General features: G+C 61.2%; 21 protein-coding genes. 14 read left to right on the top strand and 7 right to left on the bottom strand.

The features are described from left to right. The 5 genes from SJQ66_RS17895 to SJQ66_RS17875 all read right to left on the bottom strand — a co-directional run bounded on the left by SJQ66_RS17895 (position 1) and on the right by SJQ66_RS17875 (position 7,160). On the bottom strand, positions 1 to 2,220 hold the full coding sequence (locus SJQ66_RS17895; protein ID WP_024902534.1) for a hypothetical protein: 2,220 nt from the start codon (positions 2,218 to 2,220) through the stop codon (positions 1 to 3). Positions 2,221 to 2,511: 291 nt separating this feature from the next. Next, a complete protein-coding gene (gene purU, locus SJQ66_RS17890) occupies positions 2,512 to 3,381 on the bottom strand; it encodes a formyltetrahydrofolate deformylase (RefSeq protein ID WP_024902533.1) in 870 nt (289 codons plus the stop codon). 49 nt (positions 3,382 to 3,430) lie between these two features. Beyond that, positions 3,431 to 4,423: an NUDIX hydrolase gene (locus SJQ66_RS17885; RefSeq protein ID WP_081764820.1), complete on the bottom strand. Its 993-nt coding sequence runs from the start codon at positions 4,421 to 4,423 to the stop codon at positions 3,431 to 3,433. A gap of 49 nt (positions 4,424 to 4,472) precedes the next feature. After that, on the bottom strand, positions 4,473 to 5,054 hold the full coding sequence (locus tag SJQ66_RS17880; protein ID WP_236693330.1) for an adenine phosphoribosyltransferase: 582 nt from the start codon (positions 5,052 to 5,054) through the stop codon (positions 4,473 to 4,475). Between the two features lie 114 nt (positions 5,055 to 5,168). Further along, a complete protein-coding gene (locus SJQ66_RS17875; RefSeq protein ID WP_024902530.1) occupies positions 5,169 to 7,160 on the bottom strand; it encodes a monovalent cation:proton antiporter family protein in 1,992 nt (663 codons plus the stop codon). A gap of 447 nt (positions 7,161 to 7,607) precedes the next feature. On the opposite strand from SJQ66_RS17875, the gene SJQ66_RS17870 reads away from it, so the two are divergent. The 11 genes from SJQ66_RS17870 to SJQ66_RS17820 all read left to right on the top strand — a co-directional run bounded on the left by SJQ66_RS17870 (position 7,608) and on the right by SJQ66_RS17820 (position 17,340). Continuing rightward, positions 7,608 to 8,591, top strand: coding sequence for a KpsF/GutQ family sugar-phosphate isomerase (locus SJQ66_RS17870; RefSeq protein WP_024902529.1), 984 nt, complete (start codon positions 7,608 to 7,610; stop codon positions 8,589 to 8,591). A gap of 95 nt (positions 8,592 to 8,686) precedes the next feature. Further along, complete coding sequence (locus SJQ66_RS17865) at positions 8,687 to 9,175, top strand: KdsC family phosphatase (RefSeq protein ID WP_046151998.1); 489 nt, start codon at positions 8,687 to 8,689, stop codon at positions 9,173 to 9,175. Between the two features lie 121 nt (positions 9,176 to 9,296). After that, complete coding sequence (gene lptC, locus SJQ66_RS17860) at positions 9,297 to 9,854, top strand: LPS export ABC transporter periplasmic protein LptC (RefSeq protein WP_046151999.1); 558 nt, start codon at positions 9,297 to 9,299, stop codon at positions 9,852 to 9,854. 23 nt (positions 9,855 to 9,877) lie between these two features. Next, positions 9,878 to 10,615 (top strand): lipopolysaccharide transport periplasmic protein LptA, encoded by a 738-nt coding sequence (gene lptA / locus SJQ66_RS17855; RefSeq protein ID WP_024902527.1) that lies wholly within the window; start codon positions 9,878 to 9,880, stop codon positions 10,613 to 10,615. Then, on the top strand, positions 10,612 to 11,433 hold the full coding sequence (lptB, locus tag SJQ66_RS17850; RefSeq protein ID WP_024902526.1) for an LPS export ABC transporter ATP-binding protein: 822 nt from the start codon (positions 10,612 to 10,614) through the stop codon (positions 11,431 to 11,433). Before lptA ends, lptB begins: the two co-directional genes overlap by 4 nt. A 159-nt stretch (positions 11,434 to 11,592) precedes the next feature. Beyond that, positions 11,593 to 13,152: an RNA polymerase factor sigma-54 gene (locus tag SJQ66_RS17845; protein WP_407691545.1), complete on the top strand. Its 1,560-nt coding sequence runs from the start codon at positions 11,593 to 11,595 to the stop codon at positions 13,150 to 13,152. A gap of 159 nt (positions 13,153 to 13,311) precedes the next feature. Beyond that, complete coding sequence (gene hpf, locus SJQ66_RS17840) at positions 13,312 to 13,677, top strand: ribosome hibernation-promoting factor, HPF/YfiA family (protein WP_024902524.1); 366 nt, start codon at positions 13,312 to 13,314, stop codon at positions 13,675 to 13,677. A gap of 404 nt (positions 13,678 to 14,081) precedes the next feature. Continuing rightward, a complete protein-coding gene (gene ptsN, locus SJQ66_RS17835; RefSeq protein WP_024902522.1) occupies positions 14,082 to 14,537 on the top strand; it encodes a PTS IIA-like nitrogen regulatory protein PtsN in 456 nt (151 codons plus the stop codon). Between the two features lie 33 nt (positions 14,538 to 14,570). Beyond that, positions 14,571 to 15,539, top strand: coding sequence for an HPr(Ser) kinase/phosphatase (gene hprK, locus SJQ66_RS17830; protein ID WP_024902521.1), 969 nt, complete (start codon positions 14,571 to 14,573; stop codon positions 15,537 to 15,539). 200 nt (positions 15,540 to 15,739) lie between these two features. Then, entirely contained in the window at positions 15,740 to 16,702 is a 963-nt protein-coding gene (gene rapZ, locus SJQ66_RS17825; protein WP_024902520.1) for an RNase adapter RapZ, read from the top strand. Next, positions 16,699 to 17,340, top strand: coding sequence for an LON peptidase substrate-binding domain-containing protein (locus tag SJQ66_RS17820; RefSeq protein ID WP_024902519.1), 642 nt, complete (start codon positions 16,699 to 16,701; stop codon positions 17,338 to 17,340). The genes rapZ and SJQ66_RS17820 overlap by 4 nt, the downstream gene beginning before the upstream one ends. Before the next feature lie 104 nt (positions 17,341 to 17,444). Here SJQ66_RS17820 and mutY read toward each other — a convergent pair whose 3' ends face one another. Next, positions 17,445 to 18,638, bottom strand: coding sequence for an A/G-specific adenine glycosylase (mutY, locus tag SJQ66_RS17815; protein WP_320535119.1), 1,194 nt, complete (start codon positions 18,636 to 18,638; stop codon positions 17,445 to 17,447). Positions 18,639 to 18,744: 106 nt separating this feature from the next. Then, a complete protein-coding gene (mutM, locus tag SJQ66_RS17810) occupies positions 18,745 to 19,575 on the bottom strand; it encodes a bifunctional DNA-formamidopyrimidine glycosylase/DNA-(apurinic or apyrimidinic site) lyase (RefSeq protein ID WP_024902517.1) in 831 nt (276 codons plus the stop codon). Between the two features lie 511 nt (positions 19,576 to 20,086). Here mutM and SJQ66_RS17805 point away from each other — a divergent pair. The 3 genes from SJQ66_RS17805 to ispE all read left to right on the top strand — a co-directional run bounded on the left by SJQ66_RS17805 (position 20,087) and on the right by ispE (position 23,818). Next, complete coding sequence (locus SJQ66_RS17805; RefSeq protein WP_429499213.1) at positions 20,087 to 21,949, top strand: tetratricopeptide repeat protein; 1,863 nt, start codon at positions 20,087 to 20,089, stop codon at positions 21,947 to 21,949. Next, positions 21,946 to 22,719, top strand: a complete 774-nt coding sequence (gene lolB / locus SJQ66_RS17800; protein ID WP_253463181.1) for a lipoprotein insertase outer membrane protein LolB — start codon at positions 21,946 to 21,948, stop codon at positions 22,717 to 22,719. Before SJQ66_RS17805 ends, lolB begins: the two co-directional genes overlap by 4 nt. Before the next feature lie 217 nt (positions 22,720 to 22,936). Beyond that, positions 22,937 to 23,818, top strand: coding sequence for a 4-(cytidine 5'-diphospho)-2-C-methyl-D-erythritol kinase (ispE, locus tag SJQ66_RS17795; protein WP_036008386.1), 882 nt, complete (start codon positions 22,937 to 22,939; stop codon positions 23,816 to 23,818). The last annotated feature ends 149 nt before the right edge of the window (positions 23,819 to 23,967 follow it).

Below are 23,967 nucleotides of genomic sequence, written 5' to 3'. Positions count from 1 at the left end.
TCACCGCCGTGCCGGCGTACAGGGAAAATAGGACGCGCGTCCTGACAAGCCGCGCTGCCAGACACTCGATGCGCTGAGCGCCGGATCAATCCCCGTCGATCCCGCATGACTTGCGGACGTCGACACGCTCAGGCCGTCATTCCGTGACAGCAAAGGATTGGGGTGACCGCTTGCAACGGTATCGCGCGCCATCTTCAGCAGCCGCCACCGAAGATCATCCGCTTTCATCAGGTCCGCCCGGATCATGCTACCTACCGCCGCCCCAATCTCGCCAAAGACGACCTCCCATTCAGCTGATCGGGGTATGGCACGGCAGCCCTGCACACCATCATGCCGGGCATGTACGTACCAGCCTCCCGTGCGTCCGATGTGAAGACCCGCCTGCTCGTTGAACCCGTTGAGGCGCATCACCGCCGACGACGCATCGAACACCCCTCCCGGCAATGTCAGCGCGGCGAGCGCTTGCACGTCATCGGTACGTCCGTGTATCCACGCCGTTTTCAGAAGTGCGTTGAACAGTTCACCGCCCATGTAACCAGGCGGTGTACGCGCCATCTGGTCATCTGGCGCGGCCGCCCACCGGCCACGCCAACGCGCGACAAACTCCCGACCCGTCTCGGGGACCCCGATCCACCGATAAATACCGTTATCCAACAACCGCACCTGCGTCAGCAAGTACCTGCGCAAGGTCTGTCGCTCCGCATCCGACAACTCATCAATCAAATGCGTGGACGTTGCATATTTGAAAAGCGTAATACCGAACAAGCCGATATCATCCTTGAGATCGAACACGGCTAGCGGCGTTTGACTGGTGGCATCGGCGAACAACCGAATCACTCCCCCGTCGATCCGCAATGAGGTCGTACGCTCGAACACGGACCGATCATCATGCGCTCCGCTTAAGACCTCGCTCATTGGCGCAACCCCTTCCGTGGTCCCACCCTCGATGGATACCGTGGCATTCGTCCCCTCACTCGGCACTGACATCGATGGCGTCCGGCGAATCATCAGCCGTTCGACAAACGTCCGCACGATGGCGATGTCAGACGGATGATCGAGGGTGAAAGTGAGATCGGCCATCAACTCAAACAGCACAAAGCGACTCGACAGCTCATGTGCATGCCAACCTTCAACGCGTTGCCAATGTTCATACGCGGCTACGAAGGCATCCAGCACGACGAACTCTTGCTGCAAGAAATCATGTTGCACGAAGGAAATGCGAATCGGTTCCCGGCGGCCAAGGCTGGCCTTCGGCAATATCGCCATGAAGCGATGCGAAATGCCAAATTGGGTCAACATGGATTCTGGAAAGATCAAATCGCGCCCGCTGATCGTGATCTGCTGCGCACGTTCGAAGCCATGAGCGGGATAGCCGATCTTGAATGTGCTGGCGACAATAGTTGATCGCTCCGCCAGCGAAGGGTCGCAATCCGCCAGTGCCTTCAGAAAGCAACCAACGAAGGAGGAAGCATCCGTCAAGCACTCCCCAGGAACAGACAACGCGCATGCCACCATATCGATGGTTACACCGGATGTGTGTGATTTTCCCTTGCCCGGCAAATGCCTGAACACGTTGCGCATCAAGAAACCCACCAGGTCGGGCGCGTCCACACGATCCAGCGTGCGACGTACGCCCACCGCTGCGGACTCGCCTCGCGTCGTGCCGTGCGCAACGATATAAAGGCGTAACGGGATATCCGTCCCGGACAACATTTTCTTGTAGCACGATCTGGAGACGCTCTGAAATTGCCCGTTAAGCAAGCGACAAACCCGTGGTTCTCGCCATGCTTGCGACGATGCCAGCTTACGCGCGACGGGCCTCTCTTGCGCGAAACGGCGCGTGACCGACACGGTATCCTCCGTGCCCGGCACCCACTGAAATACCCGGAGCGCATCGGTGATCTGCCCGTCAGGCGCCTCCACCAGCCAAGTCGCCCCGCTATTGATGACTTCCTTCACCGCTGTACGTTGACTGACGCCATCGTTGCTCAAGAGCACGACGATTCGCTCCGTCATCGCCATCGGTGCGCTTGCAGGCATCGCGACATCACGCGTGCGCCGGAGCATCTCACCAACAACCAACGGCACCGAAGCGCCTGCCGGAGTCACAGATTCGCCCTGCCCTTCCAGGAGTCCCCCATCGCATGCGGCATCAACGAGCAAGCGTCTTGCGCGCTCCGTCCATTGGTTCGCAGCGTCGATGCTCAGCAAGGCTTTCACGATAGAATCCGAATGTGTGCAAGCAGAAAGCTTCGCAGACTTGCTGCTTTGACGCACCCAGGCGAGGCTCCGCCATTCGGCCAATCCTCACACGTCTCGCCGGTGCATCCACGCCGTTCAAGCAGGCGTACCTTGGCCCCACGGGGTCGAACACGGCCAACATCCGGCAATCCGCCAAACGCTGTCAGGCAATCGAATCGAGCCGCGTCAAAAGGCAGGCGATCGAATGGACGATTTCGGTGGAAATAATGCGCTTACGGCCATCAACCGCTGCGGCCGATTGCCGTGCTGCTACGAAAATATGATCGTCTTATGCCCATTGATCAGCACGCGGTGCTCGACGTGCCATTTGACGGCGCGTGCCAGGGTCACGCATTCGACGTCGCGACCGATCGCGGTCAGTTGTTCCGCGTTCATGCTGTGATCGACACGTTCCACGCCTTGCTCGATGATCGGGCCCTCGTCCAGATCCGTCGTTACATAATGCGCGGTTGCGCCGATCAGTTTCACACCCCGGTCAAACGCCTGGAAATACGGCCGCGCACCTTTGAAGCTGGGAAGGAACGAGTGGTGGATATTGATGGCCCGCCCGGTGAGTTTCTCGCAGAGTGCCGGCGATAAAATCTGCATGTATCGCGCCAACACCACCAGGTCGATCTGCTGTTCTTCAAGCACCTCGATGATCCGCGCTTCCTGCGCCGCCTTTCCTTCCGGCGTCGCGTTCATCAGCGGGAAGTGATAAAACGGAATATCGTACGACGCCGCCAACTGGTAGAAGTCCTTGTGATTCGACACGATTGCCGGAATCTCGATCGGTAGTTGACCGGTCCGATAGCGAAACAGCAAATCGTTCAAGCAATGCCCGATCTTCGACACCATCAACATGACCCGCGGTTTGTGCGCCATCGCATGCAGTTCCCATTGCATGCCAAAACGCTCGGCAAGCGGCGCGAACGCCTGCAGCAACAATGCATGCCCGGCCTCCACGCCAATCTCCTCGAAGTGCACACGCATGAAAAAACGCCCGGTGTGTGCATCGCCGAATTGCGCGGAATCCAGCACGTTGGCGCCACGCTCGAACAGGAACCCTGTCACGGCGTGAATGATGCCCGGGCGGTCCTGGCAACCCAGCGTCAATATGTAATCGTGGCGCGCTGACATAGGATGCTTCCCTCAACTCTCTACTATTGCTTGATTAAATTGAAACGTATCATAGTGGCGCGCTATAAAGCGCACCGAATCCCATTGCGTGCTGCGCCGTGATCCAGCCCCGACGCAACGCACAATCCAGCGTGGCGATGCTGGCATCCATCGTCATCTCGCCGCGTGCGATAGCAAGGAGCACATCGGCAAGCGTGACATGAAGATGCTCCGCCACTTCGCCATCCTCGGCATGCGGCACGAAATCATACGGCAACGCCAGATCGAAAACGAACAGTTGCTCGGCTTGCACGCCCTGGTCGATTTCGGTCAAGACGTGAAGTATGCCACCAGGCGTTGCGGTGGCCGCCAATGCGGCGGCGATACCCGACTCCTCCCAGCACTCCTTGACCAGGGCCTCGGCAATACTGCAGCCCCACGGGATGCCGCCGCCCACCAAATTGTCCAGCCTCCCTGGATCAACGGCCTTCGCGTTGCTGCGCCGTGCAATCCACATCGACATACCCGCTTCGTCGGCTAGCGTTCCTTGCACCCCGTTGACATGTACCGCATACGTCATCGTGCCGAAGAACCGCGACGCGGCCCGCTCGATGAATGCCAGCGGCGGATCATCGAACGTATTGCGGATCGCGAAAATCTCGTCACGCCAACCCGTGATTCGGCCGTCGTCGCGCAAGGTGGCAATGACCTCGCCCAGCGCACGCGTGCGCGCAGGCTCGTCGGCAAGCGACGGCGCCAGCATCACGACCCCCGCGCCTTGCGTATTGTCAAAGACGGCGCCCCCTTCGTCCGCACCGCGCGTCGGTTCAGCGCCGCCGTCGATCGCACGCCGCCCCGGCACGAAAGCGAAATACCCTGGCCAGCGCGCCAGACGCGCGACGTCATCGTGACGAACCCAGCCCACGCGGACACCGTTGATCTCGAATCGCCAGAAACGGCTCGGATCGAAGTAACGCGCGTCCGCGATGCATGCCGGCGCACCCGTCGGGCCGCCCGTCAACCGCTCCCGCGCCGCGTCCAATGTATTGTCCGATATATTCATGCCGCCCATCCCCATAGGTCGCGAAGCCAGGTTTGCCGGGAGCACCCGATCAATGTCCTTCAAACGTACATAGCGTGAACAACGGCAACCCGGCATTACGCAGCAGCGTCGATCCTCCCAACTCGGGCAAATCGATCAATGCCGCCCCTTCGACCACCTCGGCGCCCAGGCGCTGCAACAACGCCCGCCCGGCCAGCAACGTACCGCCCGTCGCGATCAAATCGTCCACCAATACGACCCGATCGCCAGGCTGGCACGCATCGATGTGGGCTTCCAGCGTTGCCTCGCCATATTCGAGCTTGTACGATTCGCTTATCTTCTTGTAAGGCAGTTTTCCTTGCTTGCGCAATGGAATAAAGCCCGCGCCCAAGGCATGGGCGAGCAGTGGCGCGAGGATGAACCCTCTCGCCTCAAGTCCGGCAAAGTGCGCGATGCGCTGCTCTTGGTAGCGGGCGGCAAACGCCGAGACAATGACGTTCATCGTCGCGGCGGAGGCCAGTAATGGCGTGATGTCACGAAATTGCACACCTGGCGACGGCCAGTCGGGAACAGTCCTGACACGCGCGCGCAGATAGGCGGCGACGGCCTCCCGATCACCGGGAGCCGGCAACGTCTTTGTTGAAAAATCCACTGGATACCCTTGTTGATTCGTCGGCCGACAGGTCGTTTGACGTGCAGTCCTGCGCCGCCACCCTGGTCTGCCGCGCGATCGCGCCACATCGCACGGCGGGCGCGGCAAACAGGACTACACGCGGGCGCTCACGCGGAGCAGCCTTTCCTCCGCCTCCGACAGGGCCAAAGGCGTGCCGCGCAGCACCAGCACGTCGTTTATCATCACCTTGGCCGCGGCATCCGGCTCCCCTCCCCGAATGCCGCGACGCCGGATGGCCGTTACTTCCACACCGATCTCGCGCAGGCGCAAATCGCCCAGCGTCCGGCCCACCGCATCGGCATGCGGTTCGATTTTGACGGATTGTAGCCTGACCTGCTCGTCCTCGTTCTCATCGTCGGGATCATCGGCACCCCGAAAATAGCCACGCAGCAGGCCATAGCGATCGTCGCGCATCTGTTCCACGCGCCGCAGCACACGCCGCATCGGCACCCCCACCACCACGAGCGTGTGCGACGCCAGCATCAGACTGCCCTCGACGATTTCGGGAATCACTTCGGTCGCGCCGGCGGCCGTCAGCTTGTCGAATGCCGCGTCGTCGATGGTACGTACGATCACCGGCAACCCTGGATTCAACTCCTGCACATGCGCCAGCACCCGCAATGCCGACGATACATTCGCATACGTGATGGCCACCGCCGCGGCGCGTTGCAGGCCGGCGGCGGTGAGCGCCTCATGCCGGGAGGCATCACCGAACACGACCGATTCCCCGGCGGACGCGGCGGCGTTTACGCGATCCGGGTCCAGATCGAGCGCGACGTAGTCGACGCCCTCCTGTTCCAACATGCGCGCCAGATTCTGCCCGGAGCGACCATAACCGCAGATGATCACATGACCGCTGTTCTTCATGCTCTGCGTGGCGATCTTCGTCATCTGCAACGATTGCACCAGCCATTCGCTGGAGGACACGCGCATCACGATCCGATTCATGTTCTGCAAGAGAAACGGCGCAGCGATCATCGATAACAGCATGGCTGCAAGAATCACCTCGCTGGTCACCGGGTCCAGCAGGTGCTTGTCATTGATCAGGTTCATCAGGACAAAACCGAACTCGCCGGCCTGCGCGAGGCCCAACCCGGTACGCAACGCGACACCGGGCGTTGCACCGAAAAGCCGCGACAGACCCGTGATCAACGCCAACTTCAACGCCATCGGCACGACAAACAGCACGAGGACGGCAATCGGATGGTGCCAGACGATCATCGGGTCCAGCAGCATGCCGGTGGTGATGAAAAACAGCCCGAGGAGCACATCGCGGAACGGCTTGATGTCCTCTTCCACCTGATGCCGATACTGCGTCTCCGCAATCAGCATGCCGGCAATGAACGCGCCGAGCGCCATCGACAGACCCAGTTCCTCGGTCAGGAAAGCACCGCCCAGCGTCACCAGCAGCAGGTTCAGCATGAACAGTTCCTGCGAACGGCGACGCGCGACCAACGTCAGCCAGAAACGCATCAACGGCTGTCCGAGCCACAACAGCAACGACAGTGCGACCCCGATCTTCACCGCGGCCAGCCCGAGCGAAACCGCCAGATCCCGTGCATTCTGGCCGAGCGCGGCGAGGATGATCAGCAAAGGCACCACCGCGAGATCCTGGAATAACAGGACGCCAATGATCCTTCGCCCGTGTTCGGACTCCAGTTCCAGCTTCTCCGCGAGCATCTTGCTGACGATCGCCGTGGACGACATTGCCAGTGCCGCGCCCAGGGCAAAAGACGATTGCCAACTGAAATGCGCGAACGCATTAATAGCCGCGCCTGCCAGCATCGACGCGGCGATCGTACCCACCACCTGCGCCACGCCCAAGCCGAAAACGATGCGACGCATCGCACGCAATCGTGACAGCGAAAATTCGAGACCGATCGAGAACATCAGGAAGACAACCCCGAACTCGGCCAGATATTCAACACGCGACGCATCGGACGCAATGCCCAACGCATGCGGTCCCACCAGAATGCCGACGGTCAAATACCCCAGCATCGGCGGCAGGTTCAAGCTGCGGAACAGGACCACGCCGGCCACGGCAGCCAGCAACAGCATCAAGGTCAGCTCCAGCGGTGTCGTCATCGTCAGGTCTTGCTCGTGGAAAGTCAGGTAAGAACGGGCACTACGGTGAGCGCATCGAATATGTCAAGCGTCGCCATACGGAACCGGATCGGTCCGGTACACATCGGCGGCAGGCATGCGCGGCGCCCACGGCATCGGGCATCAGGCATAAGGTGGCGCAGCGGGCAAAGAACAGGAGAAAACAGAACGGCGATGCCGCAAGCACGGCATATCTCTCGAAGAGGAAAGGTAACCACCTCGAAAATAGCATCATCTTGTGACAACACTGTCGCTTCCTACCAACATTCACCACGGGGAAGCGCCTGCAACAGGCTGAATTCGATGGCAGATCGACGCGTGCCCTTCCGTCGTCGGCCGGTAATGTTCCGTCACAGAACGGTAACGGAAATGCGTTTCCCGGCGGGCGCCCGAAATACCCGATTACAGGCCTTTTGTTATACTCCGCGAATGATAGCGAAAATCAATCAAGACCGTGCCATGTCATTGGCACGCAACGTCCTGGCCATCGAAGCGGACGCCGTGCGCGGCGTCGCGGAGCGTCTGGATGTGCAATTCGTCGACGCGGTCCAGTTGCTGCTGGCTTGCCGCGGACGGGTGGTCGTCTCCGGCATCGGCAAGTCCGGCCATATCGCGCGCAAGGTCGCGGCCACATTGGCGAGTACCGGCACGCCGGCATTCTTCGTCCACCCGGCCGAGGCGGTTCACGGCGATCTCGGCATGATTACCGCGGACGACGTGTTTCTCGTGATTTCGTATTCCGGCGAGACCGATGAGTTGCTCCGGATCATGCCGCTGGTGAAACGCATGGATACCGGCTTGATCGCTATCACCGGCAATCCGCAGTCCAGCCTGGCGCGATTAGCCGATGCGCATCTCGACGGGCATATCACAAAAGAAGCGTGTCCGATGAATCTCGCGCCCACCGCCAGCGCCGTCGCCGCGTTGGCCCTCGGTGACGCGCTGGCCTGCGCGGTCCTGGACGCACGCGGTTTTGGCCCTGAAGATTTCGCACGGTCGCACCCTGGAGGCGCCCTGGGTCGTCGCCTGCTGACATACGTTCGCGACATCATGCGCGTCGGTGACGCCGTCCCCCGTGTTTCGGCAGGCGCGAGCGTTCATGACGCCTTGTTCGAAATCACGGCGAAAGGGCTGGGCATGACCGCGGTGACCGAGGCTGGCGACAAATTGATCGGCGTCTTCACGGACGGTGACCTGAGGCGCGTGCTGAAGAGCCATTCGAATCTGGATATGCTGCCGATCCGCGATGTGATGACACCATCGCCGAGAGTCATCGCGCCGGATCATCTGGCAAGCGAAGCCGCCAGCCAGATGGAAAAACACCGCGTCACCCAGATTCTGGTGGTCGAACCCGCCGGCACGTTGGTTGGTGCGTTGAATCTGCATGACCTCTTCCGCGCGAAGGTAATCTGATGACCCGGCAGACCGCCCTCGCCAATGCGGCAGCGCCGCTTCCTGCGCCATTCGACGCCGACGACGTGGCACGCCGCGCCGCCGGTATCCGGTTGATGGCGTTCGACATAGACGGCGTATTCACCAGCGGCGAGATTTACTACGGGGCCGATGGTGAAATGCTGAAGGCGTTCCATACGCTCGATGGCCATGGCGTCAAGCAGTTGGCCCGGTGTGGCATCGAGGTAGCCATCATCACGGGCCGGGAGTCCGGCATCGTGTCCTCCCGGGCGCGCGAACTCGGCATCACGCGCGTATTCCAGGGCGTCAAGCAAAAAGACGATGTCCTGGCGGCGCTGCGGGCCGAATTGCAGTTACAAGACATGCACATCGGCTACATGGGCGATGACTGGCCGGATCTGCCGGTGCTATGCCGTGTCGGTCTTGCCTGCGCGCCGGCGAACGCGCACACGGACGTCAAGGCACGTGTGCATGTCGTGACGCAAGCGCGTGGCGGCGAGGGTGCGGTACGGGAAGTGTGCGATCTGATCCTGCGGGCCACCGGACATTACGACGCGCTGCTGGCACAGCAATGCCGGAGCTGATGTGATGACTTCCAGCGCTTCCGCCGGCGGCACGCCCACCCCGCCACCGCCACCCAGCCCGCGCCGTGCGCATCAGGTGAAATGGACACAGCGCGTCGCGCCGTTCCTGCCGATCATCATCATGGCGATTCTGGCTGCCGGGACGTACTGGGTGCTTCAGACATCGCTGCGCCCTGCTGAAGAAACGGTCACGAAGAAGCTTGAACATACGCCGGATTATTTTGGCAACGACCTATCCGTGACGATGCTGGACGATACCGGCAACGTCCAGTACCGGCTCAATGCGAAAACGATGAAGCATTTTGAAGACGACCAGACGAGCTTCCTGACCGAGCCCGCGTTGCGCTCGTTCAAGCCGGGCTCGCCGATCATCACCGCCACGTCCAAATGGGGCGTGGTCAATAGCGATGGCTCCATCGTGAACCTGTACGATGATGCGAAGATCGTCCGTGCACCAGGGCCCGCGGACCCGCCAATGGAAGCCGATTCATCTCATTTCGAAGTACTGGTGAACGACGACACGATTCGGACAGAAAAACCCGTCAAGCTGACCCGCGGCCCGTCGGTTGCGACGTCCACGCAAGGCATGACATATATCAACACGACCCGCGCGGCCCAATTGTTCGGTAATGTACGCGGTTCCATCGCGGCACAGGAATTGAACGGCGGGTCGCGCTGAATTAGAACGACCAGATGACATTCATGTATCAAGAGCCTCGTATCCTCGCGCGGCGCGTGACGGCCGCGCTGGCAACGATCACAGCCCTGTTGAGCGGGTTGATCACGTCGACCGTGCATGCCGAGCAAGCGGACAAGAACAAGCCGCTGGTCTATTCGGCTGACCATCTCTCCTACGACGACCTGAAACAGACGACCATCCTGACCGGCAATGTCGAACTGACGAAAGGTACGATCATCGTTCGCGGCGACCGGGCTGAAATTCACCAGGACCCGGAAGGCTATTCCTACGCCACGGCCACGTCCGACAAGGGGCTCGCCTACATCCGGGAGAAGCGCGATGGGGTCAATGAATACTTCGAGGGACAGGGCAAGCGTATCGACTATGACGGCAAGAACGACGTCTCGACACTGACTGGCCAGGCCGTCGCGCGACGCCTGTCAGGTCTGACCACGCCTATCGACGAGGTACACGGCAGTGTCATCCGCTACGATGGTCAGACGGGCTATTACACGGCGCAATCGAATGGCGGCACAAAGACGGGTACGCCCGGTGGTCGCGTGCGTGGCATGATCGCACCGACGACCAATACGTCGGGCGGCGCCGTGTTGACGCCGAGCGATAGCAGCGACGTAACGCCGCCCCCCGCCACGACAGGCAAGGCGCGAAGCAACCTGTCGCCGGCGGCGACGGACGGCGCATCCACCACATCGGGCGCCACGCCGCTGGAACCCGCGCGTCAGTTGGAGGATGCACAATGACGGACACGGTCATCGCAGCAATGAACGACCAGGCGACAGCGCACGAAAGCAGCGGATTATTGCAGCATGCCGGCGAGCGCCGCACGCTGAAAGTGCGCAACCTGGAAAAACGCTATGGTGCGCGTACCGTCGTCAAGGACGTGTCCCTGGACGTATCAAGTGGCGAGGTCGTCGGTCTGCTTGGTCCGAACGGCGCGGGCAAAACGACATCGTTCTATATGATCGTTGGTCTGGTGCCATTGGACGCTGGGCAAATCGAGCTGAACGACGAGGTTATCTCGAAGCTGCCGATTCACCTGCGCGCAAAGCTGGGCCTGTCGTATCTGCCCCAGGAAGCGTCCGTGTTCCGAAAGTTGAGCGTGGAGCAGAATATCCGCGCGGTGCTGGAATTGCAGCATCACCCGGACGGCCGCAAATTGTCGCGCCAGGAACTGGGAGACAGGACCACGGCGCTCCTCGAAGAATTGCAGATTGCGCATCTGCGTCAAAATCCGGCACTGTCCTTGTCTGGTGGCGAACGGCGACGCGTGGAAATCGCACGGGCACTCGCGACCGATCCCGGTTTCATTCTGCTGGATGAGCCGTTCGCCGGCGTCGACCCGATCGCGGTGATCGAGATCCAGAAGATCGTAAGGTTTCTGAAAAGCCGCAATATCGGCGTACTGATCACCGATCACAATGTACGCGAAACCCTGGGTATCTGCGATCACGCCTACATCATCAGCGACGGGCATGTCCTCGCCGCAGGCGCGCCGTCCGACATCATCGCCAACGAAAACGTGCGGCGGGTGTACCTCGGCGAACATTTCCGGATGTAATACACGGCCAAAAACCGATCCGTCAACCGCGTCACATCGCTTTTTCTACATTCCCGCGCCCCGGTCGACCTACGTTGCCCGGGGCGCGCTGCAATTACCGGGCCATGTTACGTATCAAACGCAATCTAGTGGTTTCGCCGCGTCAGCAAAGCCACTACAATGGTTGGCGATATTATGAAAGCCAGCCTCCAGTTACGCCTCTCTCAACACCTCGCGCTCACGCCGCAGTTGCAGCAATCCATTCGATTGCTGCAACTGTCGACGCTGGAATTGCAACAGGAAGTTGCCACCGCTGTCGCCCAGAATCCATTGCTCGAGAGCGATGACGATTGGGGCGGCAAGTCGTTGCGCGTCGCCAGTGATGGATCATTGGCATCGAGCGCCGGTACGGCCGCTTCCAACGATGGCGCGCGCGGGGCGGATCGGCGGGACGGCGACGGTGCCGTGGACGGCGGCGCCGGGGCGGATGCGCGTGGCGATGGCGGCAACGACGGCGAACGACGTGACGAGCCGGCGCGCGACAGTAGCGACGACGGCCCGACCTGGAGTCTCGACGACTACGCGCGCGGTCCCTCGGGTGGCAATAGCGCCGGCAACGACGATGATGACTTGCCACCGATGCAGCTCGAGGAAGTCCCCACGAACCTGCGCGATTATCTGAACGGCCAGCTCGCACTGACCCGTACGGATGCACGCGACCGGGCCTTGGTAACTTTCCTGATCGAGTCGATCGATGACGCCGGCTATCTGACGACCACGCTGGACGAAATCATCGATGAATTGTCCGAAGACAGCGGTGTTGATCTCGATGATTTGACCAATGCGTTGACGTTGCTGCAAAGCTTCGACCCCCCTGGTGTAGGGGCACGTTCGCCGTCGGAATGCCTGGCGCTGCAATTGCGCAGGCATGAACCAAGCGCGACGCGGACACTGGCGATCGAGATCGTCAATCATCATCTCGAATTGCTGGCGGCGCGAGATTTTACGCGGCTGCGGCGCCAGTTGAAGGTCGACGACGACGCGCTGCGAGAAGCGCATCAATTGATTCGTTCGCTCGAACCCTTCCCGGGCGCGGCCTATAGTAGCGCGGAAGCAGACTACGTGGTCCCGGACGTGCTTGTTCGTAAGACCGGCCAGGGCTGGATCGCCGAGTTGAATCCCGAAGTCGTACCGAAACTCCGGATCAACAATCTGTATGCCAATATCCTGCGCAATAACCGGGGCGATCCCGGCAGTGGTTCATTGCGTCAGCAACTTCAGGAAGCACGTTGGCTGATCAAAAATATTCAGCAGCGTTTCGATACAATTTTGCGTGTGGCGCAAGCTATCGTGGAAAGGCAGAAGAATTTTTTTGCCCATGGCGAAATCGCCATGCGTCCCTTGGTTTTGCGCGAGATTGCTGATACGCTAGGTTTACACGAGTCGACGGTATCGCGCGTCACCACAGGTAAGTACATGCTGACGCCGTCCGGGACGCTCGAATTCAAGTTTTTCTTCGGGTCGCATATCTCAACGGATACCGGCGGCTCGGCCTCATCCACAGCGATACGTGCACTGATCAAGCAATTGATAGGAGCAGAAGACCCGAAATCTCCGCTATCGGACAGCCGGATCGCCGAACTTCTCGCCGAACAAGGTTTCGTCGTCGCACGACGCACGGTTGCCAAGTACCGCGAAGCGCTTCGCATTCCTGCTGTCAACCTCCGAAAGTCGCTGTAGGTTCCCGTCCCAGCCGTTGCCCAGCAAGGCTGCGGCCGGTGGCTCGCAGCGAGGGTGTAGTAGCCCGTCGCATGTTGCGCCGGGTTTGTACCGGCCGCGATCGACTGAACAGCCTACGCTGCGCGGCGATCCTCCGGCCCCAGCATGGGAGAAGCAGCAATGAATCTGACCATCAGTGGACACCATCTCGATGTTACGCCCGCCTTGCGCGAGTATGTGATGAACAAACTCGACAAGGTGCTACGGCACTATGATCAGGTAATCGCCGTGAATGTGCTGCTGACAGTAGACAACCATCGGGAAAAGGAAAAACGGCAACGCGCCGAAATCACGCTGACGGTCAAGAAACGCGACATCTACGTCGAAAGTGCCGACGGAGACTTGTACGCGGCGATCGATCTTCTGGTCGACAAACTCGACCGCCAGGTACTGCGCCACAAGGACCGGCTGCAAGGCCATGAGCGCGAGGCGCTGAAGTACGTCGCGGTGGATGCGGCGCAGGCTGAAGTGCAAGCAATGCAATAAGCGCCACGGCGTGGTGAGTACCACGCGATAATCCCGTTGATGCCGTGGCACATGTGTCCGGATCGGGAAAGTGGCGGTAAGGAATCGTTACGATGTCGATATAGTCGCGGGCGTATGCGCCCTTTCCAGGCCGTACAACGGCTCGGCTGCGTGCCGGTTACGCGTTACCGCACCGCGCTTCGTGTCGCATCTGGTATCAAAGCCGGTGGTCATGCCACCGGCTTTGTTGTTTGCAATGTGTTTTGCCCGCATCATGCCATTGTGTGGTTTCATTTGACGCGCGCAACAATGCCGCAATAACGAAAGCACGTGCTCTATAATAGGAAGTTCATCACGGGGAAATTCGGCTCGGCATGACGTTAGCGTGCGCACAAAGCGCTAGCGGCGGATGCCTGCTTTTCAACATGAATCGTTTAGCCAAACTGTTAGCGCCGGAAAACGTACAACTCGGCGTCAGTGTCACGAGCAAGAAACGCGTGTTCGAGCAGGCGGGTCTGATCTTCGAGAACCAGCATGGCATCGCGCGCAGCACCGTCACTGACAACCTTTTTGCACGTGAGCGGTTGGGGTCCACCGGCCTGGGGGAAGGCGTCGCCATTCCGCACGGCCGCATAAAGGGACTCAAGCAACCGCTTGCCGCATTCATGCGGCTGGATACGCCGGTGCCGTTCGACTCACCGGACGGCCAGCCTGTCTCGTTGCTGATTTTCCTATTAGTGCCGGAACAGGCCACGCAGCAACATCTGGAAATTTTGTCCGAAATCGCCCAGTTGCTGTCGGACCGCGACACACGCGAAATGCTTGCCGCGGAATCCGACCCGCTGCACGTTCATCGTGTCCTGACGCAGTGGCATAACTGACCCTCCTCTTCTTCGCGTGGAGTTTTCCGCCTGATGGACACGTCGAGCATCAATGCGCAAAGCATCTTCGACGATAACGCCGCCGAATTGAAACTCAGCTGGCTGACCGGCCATGAAGGCTGGGAGCGCGGTTTCTCTCCGGAAACGGTCGAGAGCGCGACGTCGAGCGCGGATTTGGTAGGACACTTGAACGTGATCCATCCCAACCGGATCCAAGTGCTGGGGGACGCCGAGCTGGCCTATTACCAACGCCAGTCCGACGAGGACCGCTCGCACGACATCGCCAAGCTGATCGCGCTCGAACCGCCGTTTCTAGTGATCGCGGGGACTGGCGAGGTGCCGGACGAGTTGATCCTGCGCTGCACACGGTCCTCGACGCCCGTTTTCACGACACCGCTTTCGTCGGCCGCCGTCATCGACAGCCTGCGACTGTATATGTCCCGCATCCTTGCGCCGCGCGCGACGATGCACGGCGTTTTCCTCGATATTCTCGGTCTCGGTGTGTTGCTGACAGGCGATTCAGGACTAGGCAAAAGCGAGCTGGGACTCGAGTTGATCAGCCGGGGCAATGGGCTGGTGGCAGATGATGCCGTCGATTTCGTGCGCCTGGGCCCCGATTACATCGAAGGACGCTGCCCGCCGCTACTGCAGAATCTGCTTGAAGTCCGCGGGCTGGGTCTGCTCGACATCAAGACGATCTTCGGCGAAACCGCTGTTCGCCGGAAGATGAAGCTGAAATTGATCGTCAATCTGGTGCGGCGGCCGGACGGGGAATTCCACCGCCTGCCTATCGATGCACAGACGCTCGACGTCCTCGGCCTGCCGATTCCGAAAGTGAATTTGCAGGTAGCGGCGGGCCGAAACCTGGCGGTGTTGGTGGAGGCGGCCGTCCGCAATACGATCCTGAAGCTGCGCGGCATCGACACGTTGCATGATTTCATGGATCGGCAAAGGCTGGCCATGCAAGAACCGGACAGTCAGTTTCCTGGAAAAATGATCTGACGCGCAGGCAGTGACGACAGTGCTATGATGGCTGCAATCGCCGGTATGAACCGGTTCATCGTCTGCTTATCCAGACGGTGGCGCGGCGCGCGGCAACTGATTCGATTCAGCAGACGTCGCCAACGCGCGCAGTGCCACCGGCGCATGCCGACACGGTATGCCGCAACATCTGGGCGACTTGGGTTAGTACAGCTGCCGCCATGCGGATCATTCTCATCACCGGTATTTCCGGGTCGGGCAAATCGGTCGCGTTGAACGCGCTCGAAGACGTAGGCTATTACTGCGTCGAGAATCTTCGTCCGCGCTTCCTGCAAGATCTCGCCGATGAATTGCATCGCGATGGCTGCACACGGCTTGCCGTTGCCATCGATGCACGGCCTGGCGCGGTGGCAATGGCCAAAATGGAAGGGATAACCGCCCGCGACGCAGGCGCACCGTCCGTAGCCGATATCAACGCCATCATTACCCACTTGCGTGCCGACGGTCATACCGTCCGCGTGCTGTTCCTGAACGCAAGCACCCAGGCGCTGATCGCGCGATATTCCGAAACACGGCGGCGCCATCCGTTGTCCGCGGCCGGCGGCCTGCCATCGTCGCCGGACGGGGTGTCGAGTGTTGCCGATACCTCCCTGGCCGATGCGATCGAACGCGAACGCACGCTGGTCGCGCCGCTGGCAAGTCTTGGGCATCAGATCGACACCAGCAATCTCCGCGCGAATACGCTCCGTGCTTGGGTTCGCACGTTTGCCGAACACCAGAACGAAGGCTTGACCGTCATGTTCCAGTCCTTCGGTTTCAAGAAAGGGCTGCCGCTTGACGCCGACTATGTGTTCGACGTGCGCATGCTGCCCAACCCCTATTACGATCTTGCGCTGCGCCCGCTGACCGGCCTCGACAAGCCGGTGATCGATTATCTGAACGCCATTCCGGAAGTCCATCGGATGATTGACGACATCGCGCATTTTGTCGAAACCTGGCTACCCGCTATCCGGGGCGACAATCGCAGTTACCTGACGGTGGCGATTGGATGCACTGGCGGCCAACACCGCTCGGTCTTTATCTCTAAGACATTGGCCGAGCGTTTCGGCGGCGTCGAGCGCGTGATTCTGCGGCATCGTGAAATCGCGCCGGTATACCTGGCCGGCGCCTCCACCGGACGGTGACGATCATGGCAACGCTGTTGGCCGACCTGCCTCTTTTCCCATTGGGAACCGTGCTTTTCCCGGAAGGCCTGCTGTCGTTGCGGGTGTTCGAGGCGCGATACCTCGATATGGCGCGGGATTGCCTGCGTCGTGACGCGCCGTTCGGCGTCTGCCTGTTGAAGAGCGGCAGCGAAGTGTCACTGCCGGGAGGCGACCAGCCGGAGCCGGAGCCCATCGGCTGCCTTGCCCAGATCGTTAATTGCGATGTGCAGCAGTTGGGTGTGCTGCTACTGCGGTGCCGCGGTTCGCAGCGGTTCAGGGTGATATCGACGCACGTCGAAAAAGATGGATTGCTTCGCGCGGTTGCCGAGCCGCTTGGTGACGACACCGTAGAGGATGATTCGGACGCGCATCGGATGCGGCTTGCATCGTGTTCCGAAGCGCTGAGCCGCATTATCGATAACGTCAAAGAGCGTGATCCTAACCATATACCGTTTCTGGAGCCGTTTCGCCTCGACGATGCGAGCTGGGTCGCGAATAGACTCTCCGAAGTGCTCCCTATTTCGATACGCGCACGCCAGCAATTGATGGAACTCGACGATGCGGGTACACGCCTAGAACTGGTTCATCAGTACATGATGCGACACCAGATGTTGTAGTGTCCCGGCTGCCAAGCCCGGTCACGCGGCAAGCGCTTTTGACCGCATGAAAGCCTGCCAAGACGGGCGGTCTTGCGCGCTATCGCCGCCGGTTCGTCCCGTTGCTACAACAAGGCACCGTGCATGCCATCCAGCAATTTGCGCACCGGTGCCGGAAGGCCGTATTGATCCAGGGCCGTCCATGCCACCCATTCCACCGGCGCACTGTCCGCTGACGCGGCAGGGTCGATATCGACTTCCAACGCTTTGCGTGCCGATGATGTCGCCGCGGCGCGCGGCTTCGGCGCGGACGCCGTGGACAACAAGGGCAATGGCCCACCTTGTGGTTCCGCGCAGGGCAGGTGCAGCGGCGTAATCGTCAGACGGAAGTGCGTGAACTGATGCGTGAATGGCGCCAGCGAGGAAGTCGCGGACCAATCGGCACCGTACTCACGCGCCAAGGTGCGAGCCTGCGCCTGATCCGATACCTCCGGCAGACTCCATAATCCTCCCCAGATACCGTTCGGCGGTCGCCGATACAACAGCAGATGCGTACCGCTATCGAATACCAGCATCGTCGTCTCCCGTTGCGGAATGACCTTCGGCGGCTTGCGGGTGGGCAAATCCTTCTGACGACCGGTGGATCGGGCGACACAATCGTCGTTGAACGGACACCGTTCGCACAACGGGTTCGCACGAATGCACAACGTGGCGCCCAGGTCCATCAGGCCTTGCGTATAGGCCTTCATCGTCGCACGTGATTTTGCCGAGCCGGTCGACCCGGAAGGTTTCGGCAACAATGACTCGGCAAGCAGCCACATTGCGATCTCGATGCGCTTTTCGCCGGGAAAGCCCTCGATACCGAACACGCGCGCCAAGACACGCTTGACATTGCCATCGAGAATAGTCTCATGCGCGCCATAGGCAAAGGCGGCAATGGCAGCGGCAGTCGAGCGACCGATACCGGGCAGCGTGACCAGCTCGGCAATATTGTCCGGGAAGCGACCGTCAAAGCGCGCCACCACGTCTTTCGCGCACCGATGCAAATTTCGCGCACGCGAGTAATAGCCCAGCCCGGCCCATAGCGCCATGACCTCGTCCTCCGGCGCGGCGGCCAATGCATGCACGTCCGGGAAGCGCGCGGTGAAGCGGGCATAGTACGGAATGACGGTGGCCACTTGTGTTTGCTGCAGCATGATCTCGGAGAGCCAGACGCGATAGGCGTCATCGGTCTGCCAAGGCAGGTCATGCCGGCCGTGCTGCCGTTGCCACGCGATCAGGCGCGGCGCGAAAGTGTCTTTTGCGATCAGTGAAACCACGAGGACCCACAGGACGGTTCAATGGCAGCGCCAGGGCTACCTGTTTCGGAAACACGCGGTGCGCGACGTCCGTATCCGCATGGGGCACGCCTCGGATCGATACGAATCAGTGCTGGCACCGCGGGCAGAAGAACGTGGAGCGCTGCCCCTGCACGATCTTCCTGATCGGCAGCAGGCAGACGCGGCACGGTTGGCCGTCGCGATCATACACCGCATGCGCCATCTGGAAATACCCGCTGGCCCCATCGCTGCCGATGAAGTCGCGCAGCGTGCTGCCCCCCTGCTCGATCGCCTCGCCGAGAACTTCGCGAATCCGCTCCGCAAGCAGATCATAGCGTTGACGCGATATTCTGCCTGCAGCGGTGGTTGGGCGAATACCGGCCCGAAACAGCGACTCGGAGGCATAGATATTCCCCACGCCGACGACGATCGTGCCGGCCAGCAACGCCTGTTTGACTGCCATCGACCGCCCACGGGTACGCGCGAACAGCAAGGCGCCGGAAAACGCATCGGAGAATGGCTCGACACCCAGGGAGACCAGCAAGGGATGCGCGAGGACATCGCCCGCCGCGCGCGGGTGCCACAAGGCGGCGCCGAAACGGCGCGGGTCGCGTAACCGCAGCACCGCGTCATCAAACACGACGTCCAGATGATCATGCCGTCCAGGCGCCAGGTGGCGGTCCTCGCCTTGCAGCACGCGGAGTGAACCGCTCATCCCCAAGTGCAGGATCAGCCATCCGGCATCGGATTCGAGCAACAGATATTTACCCCGACGCGTTACCGAAGTGATGACGCGTCCACGCATCGCGTCTGGCAGTTCGGTGGGAATCGGCCAGCGCAAGGCCGGGGCACGTGCATGCACCGCACGCACGCGGCGCGACTCGACATAAGGCGCGATGCCGCGCCGGGTCACTTCTATTTCAGGTAATTCAGGCATGATCAGCGGCAGCGGGCGCCCTGTCCCGACAACGGTCCGTCAATGTACCACCGCCATCCCGACGATGTCTGCGCCTGGAACTTTCAGAAATGGGCATTTTGCAAGCGATTGGATGTAGCGGCGGGTCTAAACGTAGCGGTCGCGATACAATCAAGGAAACCGCAGCCCGGAACTTATGAACCACTCTTTCGCCACACCCGCCCGTTTATCGCGTCCGGAGCGAACGACGCATCAGGATGCACTGTCCATGTCCCTATTGTCCGCCGAGCACATCGCAGCGCCGCAGGCTGCCCCCGTCCACCAACGCGGGCTGCACGGTAGCGCGCGCATCACCAGGATGCCAACAGCGCCCACGCATACAGCCGGGGCCTTCGCCGTACGCCGGATCGTCGCTTTGGTGCGTGCCGCCGTCGTGACGGCGGTATCCGCCGCTGCATTGGGTGGCTTGACGTCGCATGCCGCGTTCGCCGCCGACGGCGCAACCGTCACGCGCCCGTCGCATGCCGGGCTGATGCTGGCGCAGGGAAATACGGCGCCCTCGTCCGGTGCGCCGGCGCAAGCAGCACCGGACGGGGATGACGATGGCGACGACCCGTCCGTTACGCCCATGCCCACCGGCACCGCGATATCGACGCGGGCGGCGGCGGTCATGATGCCGAATGGCCGCACCCTGCCATCGGAAGACACGATCGACCTCCCCAATCGCGAACTGACGAGCCAGATCGTGTTCCAGGTGCTTGCCGCCGAAGTCGCGTTGCAGCGCGGTCAGCCCGCGCCGGCGTATCAGACCTATCTGTCCCTGGCCCGTTCGACGCAGGACCCGCGCATGGCGCAACGCGCGGCGGAAATCGCCGTGAGCGTGCAAAGCCCGAGCGATGCGTTGACCGCCGCGCGCCTGTGGCGCCAATATGCCCCCCACTCCGAACAAGCGGCGCAATTCGATGCGACGCTGCTCGTGCTGAACGGCTATCTGGATGAAGCCAAGCCATTGCTTGCGCGCCAGTTGGCCGCCGTGTCCGATGCGGATCGCGGTGCGGCGATTCTGTCGCTGCAAGACCTGATTGGCCGAGGCCCGGATCATATCGGCGGCATTCGCGTCCTGCGTGAATTGCTGCAAGACGATATGAGCCGGCCGGAAGCCCCTACCGCCATCGGGCGGCAGCAATTGCTGTCGGATGACCAGCCCGGCGCACGAAAGTCATTCAACGCGGCGCTGACACTGAAGCCCGATTATGCGCCGGCGGCGTTATTGCTTGCACAAATGGGCGCCGACGCACGGCACGACGCGATTGCATCGGTCTCCGGCTATGTACAGCAGCACCAGAAGGATCGCGAGGCGCGTTTCCTGCTGGCCCAGCTGTACCTGGCGGACAATCAGATCGATCCGGCGCGCAAGCAATTTGAGACGCTGCATCGCGCGAACCCGTCGGACCCCGCGCCGCTGTTCGCGCTGGGCTTGCTCAGCATGCAACTCAAGCAGCAGGCGGACGCCGAGAAATATTTCACGCAGTACGCAGATCAGGCAGCCAGGTTGAATGCAGCGGCGCAGAGCGCCAGCACAGCCAGCGGCGGCACGGCCAACGGGCTGGTGGCCCGTCATATCGACGGGGGGCCGGCGTATCTGTATCTGGCGCAAATCGCCGCGGAGCGCAAGGACTACTCCGCCGCCGATGCCTGGTTGCGAAAGGTGGATCTCAACAGCACGCAGTACGTGCCTGCGCAGATCGGCCGCGCCGAATTGCTGGTCCAGCAAAAGCATTACGACCAAGCCGATGCGTTGCTGTCGAACGTGCAGCCGCGTACCGGCGCGGAAGCCCTCACCTTGGGTCGCGCCGATGCCAGCGTCCTGATGCAGGCTGGCAAGTACGACCAGGCGGAGCAACGATTGGCCGCGCTGATCCCACTGGCGCCGACGGACCCGGACCTGGCTTACGACTATGCGATGGCGGCCGAACGCAACGCCCACTATCAGCTGATGGAAACACAGTTGCGGCGCGTTATCGCCCTCGATCCCACCAATGCGCAGGCCTATAACGCCTTGGGTTATTCGCTCGCGGACCGTGGCATACGGCTGGAGGAAGCCGACAAGTTGATCCAGAAAGCGATGTCGCTGGCACCGGGCGATGCCTACATCACCGACAGCGCCGGCTGGGTCAAGTACAAGCTGGGTGACAAGGATCAGGCTGTCACCCTTTTGCGCCGCGCTTACCAGATCCAGCCAAACGCGGAAATCGGTGCCCATCTGGCCGAGGTGCTGTGGAGTCAGGGCAAGCAGGACGACGCGCGTCAGGTGCTGCGCTCGGCGCAACAGCTCGATCCGACCAATGACACGTTGCTGAACGTGATGTCCCGCCTGAAGGTCACCATCGAATGAAGTGCGCGCCCCTGCATGACCGTCGACGGCCGGACGTCGAGGGCAGCGGCGCTGTCGTCCTTGACGTGCAGCGTCGGAAACCGTGGCCGACCCGGCGTCTGGCGTTCCATTGCACCGTGACCTGCCTCGCTGCGGTGACATTGCTCGGGGGGTGCGCCACCCAGCAAACACCACAGTGCGAAAAGACGTCCGAAACCGGACAGGCAACGATGCGCGACGCATATCAAGGCCGCTTCTCGGTGCGATATGCCGATCAGAACCAACACATTCAGAGCGCCTACGGTAATTTCGACTGGCTCGAACAAGGCGACGAGGTGACATTGTCACTGCGAAGCCCGCTGGGCAGCACGCTGGCCATCGTCGGCAGTACCCCCACGCAAGCCACGCTCGAATTGCCGAATCAGGCGCCTCGCACCGCGAATAACGTCGAGGACCTGATGCGTGGCGCCCTCGGTTTCCCCTTGCCCGTTTCCGGAATGCGATACTGGCTGAAGAACACCCCGGCGCCGGAAACGCATGCGACGCTGACACGCGATGCGCAAGGCCGGATCACGCGGATCGTCCAGGACGGTTGGCGTATCGACTATCTCGCGTTCGCCGACCGTTCGGCCGACGCGTCGGCGTCGACCCGCGCGGCATCGGCATCGAATGACGTGTCCACGTCCGGCCCCGCCACGGCGTCGGCGGGGCGAGTGCGCCTCATGAACTTGACGCGCATTGACGCCCCCAAGGATGCACCACTTGATGTCCGGCTCGTGTTGAATCCTTGATCAAGACGTCCGGCCACGGATCGCGCCGCGCGCCGACGCTCATCCGTGTTCCGGGCCTGGCAGACGACGTCGGCGGGACCTGCTTCCCGCCGCGTTCGTCACCGCGTTTTATTATGTCCCTTGCCGTTTCAACATGACCACGCCGCCGCTATCGACTTCGCGCCCTTCAGGCTCCGCCACCGATATCACTTCACCCGACGCAGCGCTTCGCGCCTTGTTGCCTTCCGGCGCACCCGCGTTGACGGACTGCCTTGCACCAGCGAAGCTGAACCTGTTCCTGCACATCACCGGCAGGCGCGCCGACGGGTATCACCTGTTGCAGACCGTGTTTCAAATGGTGAATTGGGGCGACACGTTGCACTTCGCGCGGCGTGACGACGGGAATGTCCGCCTGTTGACGCCGCTGCCCGGTGTTGATCCGGAAATGGATCTGACGGTGCGTGCCGCACGATTGCTGCAAGCGCATTCCGGGACCCGCCACGGCGTCGACATCGTCGTCGAGAAGCGTGTTCCGATGGGCGCTGGCCTGGGTGGGGGCAGTTCGGACGCCGCCACGACCCTGCTTGCCTTGAATCGACTCTGGGCACTGTCGGAATCCCGGGAAGCACTGCAGACACTCGGGTTGGCGTTGGGGGCCGACGTTCCCTTCTTTGTGTATGGCAGAACCGCCTTTGCCGAAGGCGTGGGTGAGGTACTGCAACCGGTGCGGACCCCGGATGCCTGGTTCCTGATCGTCACGCCCCCGGCACATGCCTCCACAGCGGCAATATTTTCCTCGCCTTATTTGACAAGGGACACGAAAGTCATCACAATTGCGGACTTTCCAGACGCTGCTGCGGGCGCCAGCGCCACCGAAGTCTTCGGGTTCGGCGCGAACGACATGCAAGCTGCCGTGGAAAAGCAATTCGCGATGGTCGAGGAAGCAAGAGTCTGGTTGTCTGCTTTTGCGCCGGCGCGGATGTCCGGATCTGGCGCAAGCGTCTTTGCAGCGTTCGCCAGCCAACAGGCCGCACAGGATGCACAAGCGCGATTGCCGTACGCTTCCTGGTTCAGTGTGGTGGCGCCGGGCATTGCACGACATCCGCTCTTGGCAGGATGAACCTTGCGTAGTACGGTGTTTGAGAAAATCTGGCGAAAACGCTGGACGGGTAGGAAAAACCCACCTATAATGCAGGGCTCTTGAGTGATCCGAACGAACGCAAACGCGACTTCGGAAGCACTTGAAAGAACGAGTCGAACAGCGTGGTT

It is taken from the genome of Robbsia andropogonis, assembly GCF_034047095.1.
GTDB classification, from domain to species: Bacteria; Pseudomonadota; Gammaproteobacteria; order Burkholderiales; family Burkholderiaceae; genus Robbsia; species Robbsia andropogonis.
This window is presented reverse-complemented; position numbering and strand designations above follow the sequence as displayed.